Here is a 17,543-nt window from a genome sequence, read left to right as displayed (position 1 = left end):
TCGCACCCGTGAGTACTTGTTAACCGCCGGCGGTTAAGAAGTACTCACAGGCGTTCGATGATGGTGACGTTCGCGGTGCCGCCGCCTTCGCAGATGGTCTGCAGACCGTAGCGGCCGCCGGTGCGTTCGAGTTCGTTGAGGAGCGTCGCCATCAGCTTGGTGCCGGTCGCGCCGAGTGGGTGGCCGAGGGCGATCGCGCCGCCGTTGACGTTGACCTTCGCCGGGTCGGCGCCGATCTCCGCGAGCCACGCGAGGACCACCGGCGCGAAGGCCTCGTTGATCTCGACCAGGTCGATGTCGTCGATGCTCAGGCCGGTCTTCTCCAGCGCGTAGCGGGTCGCGGGGATCGGCGCGCTGAGCATGAAGATCGGGTCGGCGCCGCGGGCGCTGAGGTGGTGGATGCGGGCGCGGGGCGTCAGGCCGTACCGCTCGACCGCTTCCGGTGAGGCCAGCAGCACCGCGCTCGCACCGTCGGAGATCTGGCTCGCGACCGCGGCCGTGAGACGTCCGCCGTCGGTGAGGGTCTTCAGGGCGGCCATCTTCTCGAGGCTGGTCTCGCGCGGACCCTCGTCGGTGGTGAAGTCGCCCACCGGCACGATCTCGCGGTCGAAGCGACCCTCGGCGATGGCGGTCCGCGCCCGCTCGTGGCTCTGCAGCGCCCAGCGTTCGAGTGCCTCGCGGCTTATGTCCCACTTGTCCGCGATCAGTTCGGCGCCGTGGAACTGCGACACCTCCTGGTCGCCGTAGCGCTCGGCCCAGCCCGTCGATCCGCCGAACGGGGTGTCGAATCCGTACTGCTGCCCGACCACCATCGCCGACGCGATCGGGATCTGGCTCATGTTCTGCACACCGCCCGCGACGATCAGGTCGGCGGTGCCGCTGAGGATCGCCTGCGCACCGAAGTGGACGGCCTGCTGGCTCGACCCGCACTGCCGGTCGACCGTGACCCCCGGGACCTCTTCCGGGTAGCCGGCGGCGAGCCACGCGGTGCGGGCGATGTTGCCTGCCTGTCCGCCGATCGCGTCGACACAACCGAAGACGACGTCGTCGACACCGGCCGGGTCGATGCCCGTGCGCTCGACGACGGCCTTGATGACGTGCGCACCCAGGTCGGCGGGATGCACGCCGGACAGGCCACCGTTCTTCTTGCCGATCGGGGTGCGAACGGCGTCGACGATGTAGGCCTCGGTCATGTGAAACTCCTAGTCAGTGTTGGGGACTCGCGAGTCCGTCCAGGACGATCGAGAGGTATTGCTTGGCCACGGTGTCGACCGTGACGGAACCGCCGGGCCGGTACCAGCGGACGGCGACCCAGGCGGTGTCGCGGAGGAAACGGAAGGCGAGTTCGACGTCGATGTCGGCCCGGAAGCTGCCGTCCTTCACCCCCGCCTCGAGCACACCCATCCACAGGTCGCGGAATTCGGTGTTCAGTTCGGACAGGTACGTGAAGCGCTCGTTGGCGACGAGATGCTTCACCTCGTCCTGGTAGATCGCGACCGCCGAATGCGACGCGTCGATCGCCTCGTAGGACGTAGTGACCAGCGCTTCGAGGGTCGCGCGACTGTCGAGTCCGGATGCGACGATCTCGCGGTACTTGCCGAACAGGTCGTCGAGGAAGCCCCGTAGGATTTCGTCGACCATCGACTCCTTGGAGTCGAAGTGGTGGTACAGGCTGCCCGACAGGATGCCCGCGGCGTCGGCGATGTCGCGCACGGTGGTGGCCCGCAGGCCGCGTTCGGCGAAGAGGGTGGCCGCGATGTCGAGGAGTTCGGCCCTGCGTCCGGTCTTGCCGGTCGTGTCGTCGAGGGGTGGAGTCATCGTCACATCCTATCAACCAAGCGCTTGCTAGGTACTCCGGCCCCGTGCGCCTTTCTGGTTGTCGGAGCTACCAAAAAGGCGCACGGGGCGGCTACGCCCTCTGCGACGAGATCGACACGACCTCGCCGGTGAGGTAGGTGGTGTAGTCGCTGGCGAGCATGGCGATGGTGGCGGCGATTTCCCACACCTCGGCGGCGCGGCCGAAGGCCTCGTCGGATGCCAGTTTGTCGAGGAGTTCCTCGCTGGTGACCTTGGCGAGGAAGGCGTGCCGGGCGATGGACGGTGCGACGGCGTTGATCCGGACCCCGTATTCGGCGGCCTCGATCGCGCTGCAACGGGTGAGCGCCATGACGCCGGCCTTCGCCGCCGCGTAGTGGGCCTGCGAGTGCTGCGCCCGCCAGCCGAGGACGGACGCGTTGTTGACGAGCACTCCGTTGTGCTCGACGCCCTTGAAGTAGCGCAGCGCCGCGCGGGTGGCGCGGAACGTGCCGTTCAGGGTGATGTCGAGGACGCGGTCCCACTCCTCGTCGGTCATGTCGACGAGCGGCGTCTCACCGCCGAGTCCGGCGTTGTTGACGAGGACGTCGATCCGGCCGAGGGCGTCGGCCGCCCCGGAAATCAGGGCGTCCACCTGTTCGGTACTCGACACGTCGCACGTCAGCGCCTCGACGGCCTGCCCGGGAAACTCGGCGGCGAGCTTCTCCTGGGTCTCGCGGAGCCGTCGTTCGTGCCAGTCGGACACCAGCACGTCGGCGCCCTCGAGCAGGGCACGTCGCGCGGACGCGTAGCCGATGCCGGTGCCCGCGGCGGCGGTGACGACGACCTTCTTTCCTTTCAGCAGGTCGTGGCCCGGCGTCTCGACGGGTGCGGTGGCGAGCGGTGCGGGTTTTGTCACGGTCGTGCCTCTCGGGGGAGTCCGAGCACGCGCTCGGAGATGATGTTGCGCTGGATCTCGTTGGATCCGCCATAGATGGTGTCGGCGCGGGTGAACAGGAACAGCCGCTGCCATTCGCCGAGTTCGAGATGTTCGGGATCGGTGATGTCGGACGTCGGGTCGACGGGGGCGAGGAGCGACGACGCACCCTGCACCTCCATCGCCAGCTGTCCGAGGTCGCGGTGCCAGTTGGCCCACAGCAGTTTCGCGACGGACGCCTCGGGCCCGGACGTTCCGGCGTCGACGGCCTCGAGGGTCCGCAGGGCGTGGGCGCGCATCACGCGCAGCCCCACCCAGGCGCGGGCGATCTTCTCGCGAATGTTCGGGTCGGACGCTGCGCCGGTGGTTTTCGCGAGGTCGACGACGCCCTGCAGTTCGCGGGCGAATCCGATCTGCTGCCCGAGCGTGGACACGCCGCGTTCGAAGGTGAGCAGCCCCATCGCGACCCGCCAGCCGTCGCCGGGTTCCCCGACCACCAGATCGGCGTCGGTGACGGCGTCGTCGAAGAACACCTCGTTGAACTCGGACGTGCCGGTGAGTTGCTGGATGGGCCGGACGGTGACGCCGGGCTGGTCCAGAGGCACGAGCAGGAAGCTCAGCCCCTGGTGCCGCTTCGACCCGGGTTCCGTGCGGCACAGCACGAACGCCCACTGCGCGACGTGCGCGAGCGACGTCCACACCTTCTGGCCGTTGATCACCCACTTGTCGCCGTCGAGTCGTGCGGTGGTCGCGACGTTGGCGAGGTCGGAGCCGGCACCGGGCTCGGAGTAGCCCTGCGCCCACAGTTCGGTGACGGTGTTGATCCCCGGCAGGAAGCGTCGTTTCTGCTCCTCGGTGCCGAACGCGATGAGCGTCGGTCCGAGCAATTCCTCGCCGACGTGACTGACGCGTGCCGGTGCCCCTGCCTTCGCGTATTCCTCGTGGAACACGACCTGCTGAGCCAGCGTCGCTCCGCGCCCGCCGTATTCCTTCGGCCAGCCGAGGCACGTCCATCCGGCGGCCGCCAGGTGCCGGTCCCAGGCGAGCCGTTCCTCGAAGAACTCGTGCTCGCTACCGGGGCCGCCCTTGCCCTTCAGCCGGGCGAAGTCGCCGGTCAGATTGTTTTTCAGCCACGTTCTGACGCTCTCGGCGAAGTCGTCGTCGGTGATCAGCCCGTCCGGGCTCTCGCTCTGGTCCACGTCTGTAAGATAACCTACCAAGCACTTGCTAGGTAGGTAGGGAGCCCAGTGACCGAACATCCGAGAACCATCCCGTCCGCCGTCATCCACGCCGCGCGTGCATACGGCGAGCTTCCGGCGGTGTCCGACGGCGACGTCCGTCTGACCTTCACACAACTGCACGACCGTGTCCGCGATTTCGCCGCCGCACTCTGCTCGCAGGACGTGCGGCCCGGCGACCACGTCGCGGTGTGGTCGCCCAACACGTATCACTGGGTGGTCGCCGCGCTCGGCATCCACTACGCCGGCGCGACGCTCGTCCCGATCAACACCCGGTACACCGCACCGGAGACCCTCGACATCCTCGAGCGCACCAAGACGACCGCACTCGTCGTCGCGGGCAACTTCCTCGGCACCGACCGGTACGCGTCGCTGCGCAACGAGTCGAGCACCCTCGACCTGCCGACGGTCGTCCGCGTGCCCGTCGACGGCGGCGACGCCCCGACCCCGGGTGTCGTCGACTTCGACGACTTCCTCGCCCTCGCCGACGAGGACACCCGCGCCGAGGCCGACGCCCGCGCGGTCGGCGTCTCCCCCGACGACGTCTCCGATGTCATGTTCACGTCGGGCACCACGGGCCGGAGCAAGGGGGTGATGAGCGCGCACCGGCAGTCGGTGGGGATCGCCCGGGCGTGGGGTGAGTGCGCGGAGGTGACGTCGGACGACAACTACCTCATCATCAACCCGTTCTTCCACACCTTCGGCTACAAGGCCGGGTTCCTGGTATGCCTGCTGAACGGGGTCACCGTCGTGCCGATGGCCGTGTTCGACGTCCCCAAGGTGATGGCGACCGTGCACGACGAGCAGATCACGGTGCTGCCCGGCGCCCCCACGATCTTCCAGTCGATCCTCGACCACCCCGACCGCCCGAAGTACGACCTGTCCAGCCTGCGGGTCGCGATCACCGGCGCGGCCGCGGTGCCCGTCGCCCTGGTGGAACGCATGCAGTCGGAACTCAGCTTCGACGCCGTCCTCACCGCCTACGGCCAGACCGAGGCCGTGGTGGTCACGATGTGCCGGACCGACGACGACCCGGTGACCGTCTCGACCACGTCCGGTCGCGCGATCCCCGGGATGGAGGTTCGGATCGGCGATCACGGCGAGATCCTGGTGCGCGGTGAGAACGTGATGCTCGGTTACCTCGACGACCCGGAGGCCACCGCCAAGACCATCGACGCGGACGGCTGGCTGCACACCGGCGATGTCGGCACCCTCGACGACCGCGGATACGTCGACATCACCGACCGTCTCAAGGACATGTACATCTCCGGCGGGTTCAATGTGTATCCCGCTGAGGTGGAGAACGCCCTTGCCAGGCTCGACGGTGTCGCGGAGTCTGCCGTCATCGGTGTTTCCGACCAGCGGATGGGCGAGGTCGGGCGCGCGTTCGTCGTGGCGAAGGCGGGTACCGCGCTCGCCGAGGCCGACGTGATCGCGTTCTGCAAGGAGCGCCTCGCCAACTTCAAGGTGCCCCGCTCGGTGCGCTTCGTCGACTCCCTCCCCCGGAACCCCTCCGGGAAGGTCATGAAAAACGTTCTGCGTGAGGAGAAGAAATGACGGTTCCGGACGAGGGTGACGTCGTCACCTACGACGTGCGCGACGGTGTCGCATTCGTGACGCTCAACCGCCCCGATTACCGCAACGCCCAGAACTCGGTGATGACGTACGCGCTCGACGCCGCGTTCGAGCGGGCCGTCGAGGACGACGACGTGAAGGTGATCGTCCTCGCAGGCAACGGCAAGCACTTCAGCGCCGGGCACGACATCGGCACCCCGGGCCGCGACCATCACGTCCATTACGACAACAAGGCCGTGATGTGGTGGGACCACGTCGACAAGCCCGGCGGCGACCAGCGCTACGCCCGCGAGATGGAGGTGTATCTCGGGATGTGCCGTCGCTGGCGCGAGATCCCGAAGCCGACCATCGCGATGATCCAGGGCGCCTGCATCGCCGGCGGTCTGATGCTGGCGTGGGTGTGCGACCTGATCGTCGCGTCGGACGACGCCTTCTTCTCCGATCCGGTCGTACGTATGGGCATTCCCGGGGTCGAGTACTTCGCGCACCCGTGGATGCTGGGACCGCGGTTCGCGAAGGAGATCCTCTTCACCGGCGACCGGTTCACCGCGCAGCGCGCGTACGAGGTGGGCATGGTCAACCGCGTCGTGCCGCGCGAGGACCTCGAGACGGAGACCCTGGCGATCGCCGGCCGCATCGCCGCGATGCCCCGGTTCGGTCTCGCGCTCACCAAGAAGGCCGTCAACCAGTGCGAAGACCAGATGGGCATGCGGAACGGCATGGACTCCGTCTTCGGCCTCCACCACTTCGCGCACGCGCACAATGCGGAGATCGACACCGATCCGCTCGGCGGCATGGACGCCAAGTCGATGGCCGCCAGCGCCCGCAACTCGAACGAAGGAGCCAAGTAAGTGGATCTCGAGTTCGACGACGCCACCGTCGCCTTCCGCGAGGAGGTGCGAACCTTTCTGCGCGACAACGTTCCCGCCGAGCCGCTACCGTCGATGGACACCGCGGAGGGTTTCGAGGCGCACCGCGAGTGGGAACGCACTCTCGCCGACGCCCGGCTGTCCGTGGTGTCGTGGCCGGAGGAACTGGGCGGACGCGACGCGTCGCTGCTGGAATGGGTGGTGTTCGAGGAGGAGTACTACCGCTCCGGTGCACCCGGACGCGTCAGCCAGAACGGCATCTTCCTGCTCGCCCCGACGCTGTTCGAGCACGCGAACGCCGAGCAGCTGGCCCGCATCATGCCGAGGATGGCCCGCGCCGACGACATCTGGGCGCAGGCCTGGTCGGAACCGGAGTCGGGCAGTGATCTCGCGTCGCTCCGCTCCACCGCCCGCCGTGTCGACGGCGGCTGGGTGCTGAACGGGCAGAAGACGTGGAGCTCCCGCGCGAGCTTTGCTGACTGGGGTTTCGGGCTGTTCCGGTCCGACCCGGACGCCCAGCGGCACAAGGGCATCACGTACTTCATGTTCGACCTGCGGTCACAGGGTGTCACCGTCCGCCCGATCGATCAGCTGGACGGCGAACCCGGGTTCGCGGAGATCTTCCTCGAGGACGTCTTCGTGCCGGACGACGCCGCGAACCCCGGCGAGTCGGGAGTGATCGGCGGTGTGAACGAGGGCTGGCGGGTCGCGATGAGCACCGCGTCCAACGAACGTGGGCTGTCGCTGCGCAGCCCGGGACGGTTCCTTGCCACGGTGGACCGGCTGATCGCGCTGTTCGAGACCTCCGGACGCACCGACGACACCGCGCTGCGCGACCGGGTCGCCGACGCCTGGATCGGTGCCCGCGCGTACCAGCTGAATACATTCGGCACCGTCACCCGGCTCGCGGACGGCGGCCAACTCGGGGCCGAGTCGTCGATCAACAAGGTGTTCTGGTCGGAGTGGGACATCACCACGCACGAGACTGCGCTCGAGCTGCAGGGCGCCTCGGCGGAGCTCGCCGACAACTGGACGGACGGCTACCTGTTCTCCCTTTCCGGCCCGATCTACGCCGGCACCAACGAGATTCAGAAGAACGTGATCGCCGAGCGCCTGCTCGGCCTACCGAAGGCGGATCGATGAGATTCACACTCGACTCCTCCCATCAGGACTTCGCGTCCAGCATCGACGCACTGCTGTCGAAGGCCGACATGCCGGCGGTGATCCGGTCGTGGAACACCGGCGACACCGGCCCCGGTCTGAAGGTGTGGCAGCGCCTCGCCGAGACGGGCGTGAACGGATTGCTGGTGTCCGAGGAACACGACGGCCTCGGCGCCGACGCCGTCGACCTCGTGGTGGCCGTCGAACAACTCGGACGCCACGCGGTCCCCGGCCCGGTGGCCGAGACCGTCGCCGTCGCGCCGGCCCTGCTCGCGCAGGTGTCATCGGACCGGCTGTCGGCGTTGGCTTCCGGTTTGCTCGCCACAGTCGCCGCCGGCCCGCACGTGCCGTTCGCGGTGGACGCGGACTCGGCCGATCTGGTCCTGCTCGTCGACGGTGCCACCCTGTCTCTCGGACAGGCCGGTGCGGTGCAGAACTCGGTGGATCAGTCTCGGCGGCTGTTCCCGCTGACCGCCGGCGAGACCCTCGGTGACGTGGACTTCGGGCCCGCGTTCGACCTCGGCGCCCTCGCGACCGCGGCCCAACTGCAGGGACTCGGCCAGACCCTGCTCGACGTCACCACCGACTACGCCAAGCAGCGCAAGCAGTTCGGCAAGCCGATCGGACAGTTTCAGGCCATCAAACATCACCTGGCGGAAGTGGCTGTCGGGCTGGAGATGTCGCGGCCGCTTCTGCACGGTGCGGCGCTGGCCGTGCGGGACGGCTCCGCAGACAGTTCCCGGGACGTGTCGGCCGCGAAGGTGGCGTGCGGAGATGCCGCGTACCGGGCGGCGCGGGTGGCGCTCCAGGTGCACGGCGCCATCGGGTACACGCAGGAGCACGATCTGTCGTTATGGCTGACGAAGGTCCGCGCGCTCGTGTCCGCTTGGGGCACACCGGACTTCCACCGCGGTCGTGTCGTCGATTCGCTCGTGGAGGCATCATGAGTTTCGACAACGAGGAACGCGCCGCGCTCCGGTCGTCGGTCCGGGACCTGCTCGGCAAGCACTCCGACTCCGCCGCCGTCCGCCGGGCGATCACCACCGGGCACGGCTACGACGACGCGCTGTGGTCCAAGTTGTGCGAGCAGATCGGTGTCGCCGCGCTCGCCATCCCGGAGAAGTACGACGGCGTCGGGGCATCGCTGCTGGAAGTCCATGTGGTGCAGGAAGAGCTGGGCCGCACGCTGACGCCGTCGCCGATGCTCGGCAGCGCGGTGCTGGCCGCGCAGGCGCTGGTGTTGTCGGGGGACGACGACGCGTGCGCCCGGCTGCTTCCCGGCATCTCGGCAGGCTCGGTGGCCGCGCTGTGCTGGGCGGGCCCGGACGGGTGGTCCGGTTTCGGCGTCACCGCGTCGGGCGAGACGCTGTCGGGGACGGCGTCGTACGTCCTCGGCGGTGACGTCGCGGACGTGCTGCTGGTCCTCACATCCGAAGGCATGTTCGAGGTCGACCCGGCGGCGGACGGCGTCACCCAACGTCGCGTCCCGGCGATGGACCCGACGCGCGCGCTGTCGGAGGTCGTGTTCGACGGCGTCGCGGCGCGAAGGCTCGTCTCCCCCACCGACCTCGTCGACCAGTTGCGCACCGTCGCGCTGGTCGCGCTGTCGGCGGAACAGGTCGGCGCGGCGTCCGCGGCGCTGGAACAGACGGTCGAATATGCGAAGTCGCGCAAGCAGTTCGGGCGCGCCATCGGATCCTTCCAGGCACTGAAACACCGCATGGCCGACATGTACGCGCTCGTCGAGACGGCCCGGTCGATGTCGTACGCGGCGGCGCTGTCGGGGACGCACGACGATGCCGTCGTCGCGAAGGTGTACTGCTCGGAGGCGCTTCAGAACGTCGCGGCCGAGGCCATCCAGCTGCACGGCGGCATCGCCATCACCTGGGAGCACGACGCGCAGTTGTACTTCAAACGCGCGCACGGGAGCGCACAGCTCTTCGGGCAGCCGCGCGACTACCTCGCCGAGCTCGCTACCGCCGCCGGACTGTAGGCGGCTCCGCCGCCCGTGCGTGGTTCACGAGTCTCTGCACTCGTCAACCACTCACGGGCGCAGCCCCTCCAGGTAGCTGGCGACCCCGTCCTCGTCGTTGCTGGGCAGGACGTGGTCGGCGAGGGCGAGAACTTCGGGCAGCGCGTTGGACGGGCACAGCGCCGTGCCCGCCCATGTCAGCATCGGGACGTCGTTGATGGCGTCCCCGGCGACGGCGACCTCGTCCGTCGAGATCCCGTCGACGGCGCACAGTTCGGCGAGCGCACTCGCCTTGGACACACCGGACGCCGCCATCTCGACGTACGGCGCACCGGAGTGCGTCAGTTCGACGCCGTCGACGCCGGCGGCCACCGCCGCGCGGTACAGGTCCGCGCTGGGAACCTCGGGGTGCCGGGCGACGATCTTCACCATCGGCTCGTCGATATCGGGCAGCAGTTCCGACAGCATCATCTCGTGCGGATGCCGGTGGTGGTCGGCGAACTCGCACAGTGCCGCGTACGCCGGTTCGGCGACGAAGCGCGTCGGGCCGATGTTCGCGAATACGACACCGGGCATCAGCGTCCGCACCCGGTCCATTGCCGCGGCGGCCGACGCCATCGCGATGGTCGTCGTCGCCGTGATCACCGGGGTGCCGTCGGCCAGGTCGAGGACGACCGCACCGTTCGCGCAGATCGCCTTGCCGCGGAATCCGCACGACTGCGCGAGTTCGTGCACCGAATGCCGGGCGCGGGCCGTGGCCCACACCACCTCGACCCCCGACCGTCGGGCATCCTCCATCGCCTGCGCGGTGCGCGGGGAGATCGTGCGGTCCGATCGCAGCAGGGTGCCGTCGAGGTCCGTCGCCAATAGCCGAATTCGGGTCACCTCCGCATGATGCCAGGCGGCGCATGTACCCCTCACGACCCCATCGCAGTCGATAGCCTGGACAGCATGAGTCCTCGAGTACCCAGCATCGTGCTGAATTCCGGAACCATCGTCCCCCAGCTCGGCTTGGGGGTCTGGCAGGCCGACAACGACGAGACCGAACACGCCGTCGGGTTCGCCCTGGACGAGGCGGGCTACCGGCACATCGACACGGCCGCCGCGTACGGCAACGAGGAGGGGGTCGGCCGCGGCATCGCGAACTCGGGAGTCCCGCGCGAGGACATCTTCCTCACCACCAAGTTGTGGAACTCGGACCAGGGCTACGAGCCAGCGCTGAAAGCGTTCGACGCCAGCCTCGGACGTCTCGGTGTCGACTACGTCGACCTGTACCTGATCCATTGGCCGCTGCAGGACGACGACCGCATCCTCCGCACGTGGGACGCGCTGGAGAAGATCGCCGAGTCCGGGCGCGCGAAGGCGATCGGTGTGTGCAATTTCGAACCGCGCCACCTGCAGTTGCTGATCGACCGGGGCGGCGTCGTCCCGGCGGTCGACCAGGTGGAGTTGCACCCGCATCTGGCCCAGCAGGAGATCCGGACGTACGCGGTCGAGCACGGCATCGCCGTCGAATCGTGGAGCCCGCTCGGCGGCACCAGCAACTCGGGGTGGGGCGACGACTCGAAGCCGAACGTCCTGCTCACCGATCCGATCATCACGCGCATCGGCGACCGGCACAGTAAGAGCCCTGCCCAGGTGCTGATCCGCTGGCATCTGCAGAGCGGGCTGATCGTCATCCCCAAGTCGGTCCACGAGTCGCGGATCCGCGAGAACATCGACGTGTTCGATTTCGAACTCAGCGAGCAGGACCTCAGCGAGATCGAGACGATGGACGACGGCGCCCGCGTCGGAGCCCACCCGGACGAGTTGAACATCGGCGCCCCGGAATAGGCGCTTCGCGCCCGTGCGCGGTTAGCGAGTCCAGAGACTCCTCAACCACGCACGGGCGCGAAGCGCCTACAGCTTGACCGGCATCTCCTCGAGCCCGGACACGAAGTTGGCAGGACGACGCCGCAGCGGGGTGTCGTCGACGAGCATCATGTCGGGTAGCCGCGACAGCAGTTGCTCGAACATGATCTTCGCTTCGAGCCGGGCGAGTTGGTTGCCGAGGCAAAAGTGGGTGCCGAAGCCGAATGCGACGTGCGGGTTCGGGGACCGTCCGATGTCGAACACGTCGGGGTTGTGGAATACCGCCTCGTCGAAGTTGGCGGATTCGAACAGCAGCATCATCTTCTCGCCCTCGCGGAGGGCGGTTCCGAAGAAGTCGACGTCGCGGGTGACGGTGCGGCACATGTTCTTGATCGGCGACGACCAGCGCAGCATCTCCTCGACCGCCGTCGGGATGCCGTCGGGGTCGTTCACGAGACGCGCCTGCTGTTCGGGGTGGCGCAGCAGTTGTTCCATGCCGCCGCTGAGGACGTGCCGGGTGGTCTCGTCGCCGCCGATGAGGATCAGCAGGGTTTCGCCGACGATGTCCGCGTCGCTCAGCCGGTGCCCGTCGATCTCGCTGTGCACGAGGTTGCTGGTGAGGTCGTCCGTCGGGTTCTGCCGCCGTTCCTCGATGGTGCGGAGCGTGAATTCGTTGAACGCGAGGTAGGCGTTGGCCTGTGCCTGCAGTCCTTCCGGGGTGGCGTTGCTGCCGAGCGCATTCATCAGGTCGTCGGACCACTGCAGGAACAGGTCGCGTTCCTGGGGGCGCACGCCGAGCATGTCGCCGACGACGGCCATGGGCAGCGGCGCCGCCAGATCGCGCACGAAGTCCACTTCCTCCTTGCCGCACGCGGCGTCGATGAGGTGGTCGCAGATCTCGCGGATCCGGCCGACCTTCGCCTCCACCTGTTTGCGGGTGAAGCCGGCGTTGACGAGTCGGCGATGCTGCAGGTGCTGGGGGTCGTCCATGTCGATCATCTGGGGCAGCGGGCCCACCCCGGGCCGGATTCCGCCCGCGTTCGAGAACAACTCCGGATCGCGTTCGGCGGCCAGGACGGCCTCGTACGACGCGGCGCCGAGAATGCCGCCTGTCCGGTACACCGGTTCGTGGGCGCGCATCCAGGCGTATGCCTGCCGGGGGTCGCCGAGTTCGCCCGAGTAGAACCGTCCGTCGATGAGATCGAATTCCGGCCTGTCCGTCATCGAGACGCTCCTCCGCATTGAATCCCGCCGTTCGTGCCCCGATAATAGAACGTGTTCCTACTATGACGCAGAGGTATAGCGGCAGTTTTCACAGATCCACGGCTCGAGAATTGACACGAGTTCTATTACCTGGAGGTGTGCGTGGTTACCAACGACGGCAGCAGCGGGCTCGCGAAGACGTCCGTGCTCGTCACCGGCGGCGGCAGTGGCATCGGACTGGGCATCGCCACCGCACTGGCCGCCGAGGGCGTCCACGTCACGATCTGCGGTCGGAACGAGGAGAAGCTGGCACGCGCGGCGGAGCAGATCAGCGCCGACAACCCGACGGGGACGGTCGACGCGGTGACCGCCGACGTCACGAACGAGGACGACGTCGTCCGCGCGGTCACGAAGGCGAGCGAGCGCACCGGGCAACTCGACGGCGTCGTCACCTGCGCGGGCGGCAACGAGACGGTGGGGCCCGTGACCCAACTCGACGTCGACGCCTGGCGCAGAACCGTCGATCTCAATGTCACCGGCACGATGCTGACGATCAAGCATTCCGCCCGGGCACTGGTCGCCGGGGGCGGCGGTTCCATCGTCACCATCTCCTCGATCGCGAGCAGCAACACCCACCGCTGGTTCGGCGCGTACGGCCCGTCGAAGGCGGGCGTCGACAACCTGACGCGACTCGCCGCCGACGAACTCGGGGCCAGCAACGTCCGCGTCAACTGCATCCGCCCCGGACTCACCCGCACCGACCTCGTCGCGCTCATCACCGACGGCGGACCCGTCCTGGACGACTACCTGGCCAACACCCCGATCTCGCGGGTCGGCGAGGTCACCGACATCGCCGCGCTCGCCAAGTTCCTCCTCGGCCCCGACTCCACCTGGATCACGGGTCAGATCATCAACGTCGACGGCGGGCAGATGCTGCGGCGCGGCCCCGACTTCGGGTCGATGTTCGAGCCCATGTTCGGCGCCGACGGCCTGCGCGGGGTGGTCGCGCCGTGACGTCGCATCAGGTTCTGGGCAAGCAGGTCGACATGCCCGTGGAGATCCGGGCGGCGTCGGCGTTCACGGCGATGTATTCGGTGTCGACCGCCGCGGCCCAGTCGCTGATCGACTACACCGGACTGGAGATCCTGCAGTTCCGGCCCGGGCGCGGCGTGTGCGTCCTGGTGTTCGTCGACTACGTGGACGGCGACCTCGGCCCGTACAACGAATTCGGGGTGTCGTTCCTCGTCCGCGACCACCGGGCCGCCGGGACCTCGGTCCCGCAGGATCTGAAGGCGCTGGCCCGGGGCCGGGCCGGGGCGCTGATCCACCACTTGCCGGTCGACGGCGACTTCACCCTGGCCGCCGGCCGCGGCATTTGGGGCTTCCCGAAGGTCCTCGCCCATTTCGACGTCGACCACTCCGGCTCCGTCAAACGTGGGTCGGTGAGCCAGGGCGGTCGGCTGATCGCCCAGTTGAGTGTCAAACAGGGAATTCCGGTGCCGGGTTCGGGCGCGAGTGCGTCGCTCGCCGCCTATTCGCACCTCGACGGACTCACCCGGTTCACCACCTGGGACATGAGCCCGACCGGCGTCCGCTCCCGGCCGGGAGGCGCGGAACTGAAACTGGGCAGCCATCCGATCGCCGACGAACTGCGGTCGCTGGGACTTCCGAAGCGGGCGCTCCTCACGTCGTCGATTCCCGAACTGAAGATGACGTTCGGGGACGCGCAGCCCGCCTGACCCGCAGGTGAGTGGCAAAGTGTGCCCCGGCACGCTTTGTCACTCACGTGGGGTTGCCGCCGAAAGGACGACCGGTAGTGCAGATCACACGACGCAGCGTGCTCGTGGGCGCGGCCCTGACTCCGGCGAATTCCTGGTCGGCGTCGGCATTTCCGACGCCACCGGGCCGGTCGCCGACGTCGGGATGATGGGCTACTCCGGCAGCGACGTCCCGCGCGGCCCGGCACCTCGCGACCTGTCGCAGTTCCAGCCGTATTTCGGTCCCGGCATCGACCACGACGAGCCACCCGCCGGCCGCGCCTTCGGCGACATACTCACCCAGCCGGCCGCGAAAATAGCTCCGGGCCAACAGGTCACCGTCGAGTTCGTCACCGGACACCCGCGCAACAACCCGCGCCGTGGGGGAACGTTCTTCGAGATCCAGCGCCTGAGCGGAGACCACTGGCTCCGGCACGCCGACGACGGCGACTGGTCGACCAAGTACCACTGGACACGCACCGAGCCCCACCGGTCGGTCGCGCGCATCACGTGGGACGTTCCGCCCGGAACGCCCGCAGGCCGATACCGGGTGCAGCACTGCGGCGACAGCCGGAACGCGGCGGGAGCGGTCACCTCGTTCACCGGGACGTCGAACGACTTCGACGTCGAGTAGCCGCCCCGACGACCCCGGACGCCCGACTGTCCTGGACGCTAGGACAGGTCGAGCGCGGTCGCCACGTCGAGGAAGTGCCGGATCGCCGGGATCTGTTGCCGGTCGGCGCGATACGCGACCGACACCGTCGATACCGCCTGCGCGTCGGAGAGTGCGACGTACCGCAGGTCCGGGAGGTGCAGGGCCCGGAGGCTGGCCGGAACGATGGTGACTCCGGTGTTCGCCGCCACCAACCCGAGGAGGGTGGGAAACTGGACGGCCTCCTGCGCGGCCTCCAGCCGGAAGCCCGCGTGATGGCACAGGGCGGCGATGTGGTCGTACAGTCGTGACACCTGGCCGCGCGGAAACGTGAGGAACCGTTCGTCGCGCAATTCCACGAGCCGCACCGACTCCCGGGCGGCGAAGGGATGCGACGAGTGCATCGCCACCAGCAGAGGCTCGCGGGTCAGCGGCCGGACCACGATGCCGTCCGCGCGGTCGACTTCGCGGACCAGCCCGATGTCGAGGATGCCGTCCGCGATCGCCGACAGCTGGCGGTCGGTCGTCGACTCGGACAACTCCACCTGAACTCCGGGCCACTCCTTCTGCAGGGCCAGCATGGTCGCGGGGACGATCCGCAGCGCCGCGGAACTGACGAAACCGATGCGGAGCAGCCCCACCTCCCCGTGCGCGACCTGTTCCACCGCGGCGAGCGCGTGATCGGCTTCCGCGAGGACACGCCTGCCCTCGTCCAGGAGTACCCGACCCGCGTCGGTGAGCTCGACGCGTCGCGTCGTCCGCTCGAACAGGGTGGTGCGCAGTTCTTTCTCGAACTTGCTGATCTGCTGACTGAGCGCGGGCTGCGCGATGTGCAGGCGTTCCGCGGCGCGCCTGAAGTTCATCTCCTCGGCCACCGTGACGAAGTATCGAAGCTGCCGCAGTTCCACCCGATTGATACTTGCAACTTATCAGTCGGTTGACAATAGGTACTTCTGCACGGTGGTCGCCGGGCCTAGCGTTGAGGGCACCGAATTACCAGCCCTTCGAGGAGTCAGCAGTGGAGCACCATCTCACCGCACCAGACACGGACACCCGTCTCCGCCACCTGATCGGCGGCGAGTGGGTGGACGGCGACGGTCCGGTCGCAGCGACGACAAACCCGGCCGACGAGACGGTCGTCGCGGAATACCATCCGGCCGACAGCCGGCTCCTCGACGCGGCGGTGGCTGCCGCGGTGTCGGCACGCCGCGAGTGGGACGACCGCGGAATCATCGCACGCGGACTCGTCCTCCGCCGGGCGGCCGAGATCCTCGCCGAGCGTGCCGACGCGATCGCGGAACTCATGACCCGGGAGCAGGGAAAGACGCTCCCCGAATCGCGGGCCGAGGTGGGAGCCGCCGTCGAGACCCTGCACTACCACGCGGCGCAGGCGCGCAACGCCGACGGCGCCACGTTCCCCTCCTCGCATCCCGACGAGGTGATCCGCACGGTCCGCCGACCGCTCGGCGTGGTCGCCGCGATCACCCCGTGGAACTTCCCGCTGCAGATTCCGGCGTGGAAGCTGGCGCCGGCGCTGCTGTGGGGCAACACGGTGGTCTGGAAACCGGCCAGCGACACGGTCGCGGTCGCGGCAGCCTTCGCCGAAGTCCTTGCCGCAGCGGGTGTTCCGGCCGGAGTCGTCAACATGATCCTGGGCCCGGGGACGATCGGCGCCGAACTGGTGGCGCGGGAGGAGATCTCGGGAGTCACCTTCACCGGATCGGTTCCGGTGGGCAGGTCGATCCAGGCCGCCGCGGTTCCGCGCGGCGCGAAGGTTCAGATGGAACTCGGCGGGCACAACGCGGCAATCGTGCTCCCCGACGTCGATCCGAGGGAAGCAGCGGCGGTCCTGATCGCCGGGGCGATGGGTAGCAGTGGCCAGAAATGCACGGCGACGCGGAGGATCATCGCCGTCGGCGACGCCTATGACGACCTCGTGTCCGAACTCGTCGCACGGGTCGAGCAATTGGTCGTCGGCGACGGGCTTGCCCCGGAGTCGCAGATCGGTCCGCTCGTCTCCGCCCGCGCGGCAAAGGAAGTGACGGCCGCGATCGACCAGGCGCTGTCCGAGGGCGCGGAACTGCTGGGGTCTGCACCACTCCCCACGTCGGGTGCGGCCTTCGTGGCCCCGACGCTGCTCGCCGGCACGCCGGCGCTGACCATCAGCCGGGACGAGGTGTTCGGTCCCGTCACCCTCGTCTTGCGTGCGTGCGACCTCGACGAGGCCATCGACCTCGCGAACGCGACGTCGTTCGGTCTCACCGCCGCGGTCTTCACGTGCGACGAGCGGGCCGTCCGCCGCTGCATCCGGGACCTCGACGCCGGCCTGATCAAGGTCAACGCACCCAACACCGGGTCCGAACTGCATGCTCCCTTCGGCGGACTCAAGGATTCGTCGTTCCCGGCGCCCCGTGAGCAGAATGCCGCGACGAGCGCCGAGTTCTTCACCTGGAGCAAGATCGCCTACTCCCGCACCGGAACACCGAGGAGCGAGGCATGAGACCGACCGAACTGCTGCGGCGGACGCAGACATC

At 68.5% G+C, this 17,543-nt stretch carries 16 protein-coding genes and 1 pseudogene; 10 read left to right on the top strand and 7 right to left on the bottom strand.

Annotation, left to right across the window (positions count from 1 at the left end; translation table 11 throughout):
* Positions 1–44: 44 nt before the first annotated feature.
* The 4 genes from AC1DWT_RS04360 to AC1DWT_RS04345 form a co-directional block, all read right to left on the bottom strand.
* Positions 45–1,193 (bottom strand): acetyl-CoA C-acetyltransferase, encoded by a 1,149-nt coding sequence (locus AC1DWT_RS04360; protein WP_072938991.1) that lies wholly within the window; start codon positions 1,191–1,193, stop codon positions 45–47.
* A gap of 13 nt (positions 1,194–1,206) precedes the next feature.
* Positions 1,207–1,818 (bottom strand): TetR/AcrR family transcriptional regulator, encoded by a 612-nt coding sequence (locus tag AC1DWT_RS04355; protein ID WP_072938993.1) that lies wholly within the window; start codon positions 1,816–1,818, stop codon positions 1,207–1,209.
* Between the two features lie 91 nt (positions 1,819–1,909).
* Entirely contained in the window at positions 1,910–2,713 is an 804-nt protein-coding gene (locus AC1DWT_RS04350) for an SDR family oxidoreductase (protein ID WP_095863170.1), read from the bottom strand.
* Complete coding sequence (locus tag AC1DWT_RS04345) at positions 2,710–3,930, bottom strand: acyl-CoA dehydrogenase family protein (RefSeq protein WP_095863169.1); 1,221 nt, start codon at positions 3,928–3,930, stop codon at positions 2,710–2,712. The genes AC1DWT_RS04350 and AC1DWT_RS04345 overlap by 4 nt, the downstream gene beginning before the upstream one ends.
* Before the next feature lie 48 nt (positions 3,931–3,978).
* On the opposite strand from AC1DWT_RS04345, the gene fadD3 reads away from it, so the two are divergent.
* Genes fadD3 through AC1DWT_RS04320 form a run of 5 tightly spaced genes read left to right on the top strand, consistent with a single transcriptional unit; the run spans position 3,979 to position 9,567 of the window.
* Positions 3,979–5,526 carry a 3-[(3aS,4S,7aS)-7a-methyl-1,5-dioxo-octahydro-1H-inden-4-yl]propanoyl:CoA ligase gene (gene fadD3, locus AC1DWT_RS04340; protein WP_095863168.1) on the top strand — a complete coding sequence of 516 codons (1,548 nt, stop codon included), beginning with the start codon at positions 3,979–3,981 and terminating at the stop codon, positions 5,524–5,526.
* A complete protein-coding gene (locus AC1DWT_RS04335) occupies positions 5,523–6,395 on the top strand; it encodes an enoyl-CoA hydratase (protein ID WP_072939001.1) in 873 nt (290 codons plus the stop codon). The genes fadD3 and AC1DWT_RS04335 overlap by 4 nt, the downstream gene beginning before the upstream one ends.
* Positions 6,396–7,556, top strand: coding sequence for an acyl-CoA dehydrogenase family protein (locus tag AC1DWT_RS04330; protein ID WP_095863167.1), 1,161 nt, complete (start codon positions 6,396–6,398; stop codon positions 7,554–7,556).
* Positions 7,553–8,521 carry an acyl-CoA dehydrogenase family protein gene (locus tag AC1DWT_RS04325; protein ID WP_095863166.1) on the top strand — a complete coding sequence of 323 codons (969 nt, stop codon included), beginning with the start codon at positions 7,553–7,555 and terminating at the stop codon, positions 8,519–8,521. The genes AC1DWT_RS04330 and AC1DWT_RS04325 overlap by 4 nt, the downstream gene beginning before the upstream one ends.
* Positions 8,518–9,567: an acyl-CoA dehydrogenase family protein gene (locus tag AC1DWT_RS04320; protein WP_095863165.1), complete on the top strand. Its 1,050-nt coding sequence runs from the start codon at positions 8,518–8,520 to the stop codon at positions 9,565–9,567. The genes AC1DWT_RS04325 and AC1DWT_RS04320 overlap by 4 nt, the downstream gene beginning before the upstream one ends.
* A 51-nt stretch (positions 9,568–9,618) precedes the next feature.
* Here the strand turns inward: AC1DWT_RS04320 and AC1DWT_RS04315 are convergent, their stop codons facing one another.
* The gene (locus AC1DWT_RS04315; protein ID WP_072939011.1) at positions 9,619–10,431 is read right to left on the bottom strand and encodes an HAD family hydrolase; all 813 of its coding nucleotides are present in this window, start codon (positions 10,429–10,431) and stop codon (positions 9,619–9,621) included.
* 66 nt (positions 10,432–10,497) lie between these two features.
* On the opposite strand from AC1DWT_RS04315, the gene AC1DWT_RS04310 reads away from it, so the two are divergent.
* On the top strand, positions 10,498–11,379 hold the full coding sequence (locus AC1DWT_RS04310; protein WP_072939013.1) for an aldo/keto reductase: 882 nt from the start codon (positions 10,498–10,500) through the stop codon (positions 11,377–11,379).
* A 66-nt stretch (positions 11,380–11,445) separates the two neighbouring features.
* On the opposite strand, the gene AC1DWT_RS04305 is transcribed toward AC1DWT_RS04310, so the two are convergent.
* Complete coding sequence (locus AC1DWT_RS04305) at positions 11,446–12,621, bottom strand: cytochrome P450 (protein WP_477919844.1); 1,176 nt, start codon at positions 12,619–12,621, stop codon at positions 11,446–11,448.
* A gap of 141 nt (positions 12,622–12,762) precedes the next feature.
* Between AC1DWT_RS04305 and AC1DWT_RS04300 the strand changes: the two genes are divergently transcribed.
* The 3 genes and pseudogenes from AC1DWT_RS04300 to AC1DWT_RS04290 form a co-directional block, all read left to right on the top strand.
* Positions 12,763–13,614 (top strand): SDR family oxidoreductase, encoded by an 852-nt coding sequence (locus AC1DWT_RS04300; protein WP_095863163.1) that lies wholly within the window; start codon positions 12,763–12,765, stop codon positions 13,612–13,614.
* Positions 13,611–14,339 carry an acetoacetate decarboxylase family protein gene (locus AC1DWT_RS04295; protein ID WP_095863162.1) on the top strand — a complete coding sequence of 243 codons (729 nt, stop codon included), beginning with the start codon at positions 13,611–13,613 and terminating at the stop codon, positions 14,337–14,339. Before AC1DWT_RS04300 ends, AC1DWT_RS04295 begins: the two co-directional genes overlap by 4 nt.
* Before the next feature lie 196 nt (positions 14,340–14,535).
* Positions 14,536–14,991 (top strand): annotated as a pseudogene (locus tag AC1DWT_RS04290) (neutral/alkaline non-lysosomal ceramidase C-terminal domain-containing protein); the annotation flags it as partial.
* A 38-nt stretch (positions 14,992–15,029) separates the two neighbouring features.
* Here AC1DWT_RS04290 and AC1DWT_RS04285 read toward each other — a convergent pair.
* The gene (locus AC1DWT_RS04285; protein WP_095863161.1) at positions 15,030–15,917 is read right to left on the bottom strand and encodes a LysR family transcriptional regulator; all 888 of its coding nucleotides are present in this window, start codon (positions 15,915–15,917) and stop codon (positions 15,030–15,032) included.
* A 110-nt stretch (positions 15,918–16,027) separates the two neighbouring features.
* Here AC1DWT_RS04285 and AC1DWT_RS04280 point away from each other — a divergent pair, with 110 nt between their 5' ends.
* Positions 16,028–17,509 (top strand): aldehyde dehydrogenase family protein, encoded by a 1,482-nt coding sequence (locus AC1DWT_RS04280; RefSeq protein ID WP_095863160.1) that lies wholly within the window; start codon positions 16,028–16,030, stop codon positions 17,507–17,509.
* Positions 17,510–17,543: the final 34 nt, after the last annotated feature.

The sequence above is a fragment of the Rhodococcus sp. P4_B6 genome, from assembly GCF_056402215.1.
Note: the sequence above shows the minus strand (reverse complement) of the source record. Positions and strands in the feature narration are given on the sequence as shown.

Coding starts and splice junctions, on each gene's coding strand:
- AC1DWT_RS04310 (WP_072939013.1), top strand. CDS start 10,498: ATGAGTCCTCGAGTACCCAGCATCGTGCTGAATTCCGGAACCATCGTC.
- AC1DWT_RS04305 (WP_477919844.1), bottom strand. CDS start 12,621: ATGACGGACAGGCCGGAATTCGATCTCATCGACGGACGGTTCTACTCG.
- AC1DWT_RS04325 (WP_095863166.1), top strand. CDS start 7,553: ATGAGATTCACACTCGACTCCTCCCATCAGGACTTCGCGTCCAGCATC.
- AC1DWT_RS04320 (WP_095863165.1), top strand. CDS start 8,518: ATGAGTTTCGACAACGAGGAACGCGCCGCGCTCCGGTCGTCGGTCCGG.
- AC1DWT_RS04335 (WP_072939001.1), top strand. CDS start 5,523: ATGACGGTTCCGGACGAGGGTGACGTCGTCACCTACGACGTGCGCGAC.
- AC1DWT_RS04360 (WP_072938991.1), bottom strand. CDS start 1,193: ATGACCGAGGCCTACATCGTCGACGCCGTTCGCACCCCGATCGGCAAG.
- AC1DWT_RS04355 (WP_072938993.1), bottom strand. CDS start 1,818: ATGACTCCACCCCTCGACGACACGACCGGCAAGACCGGACGCAGGGCC.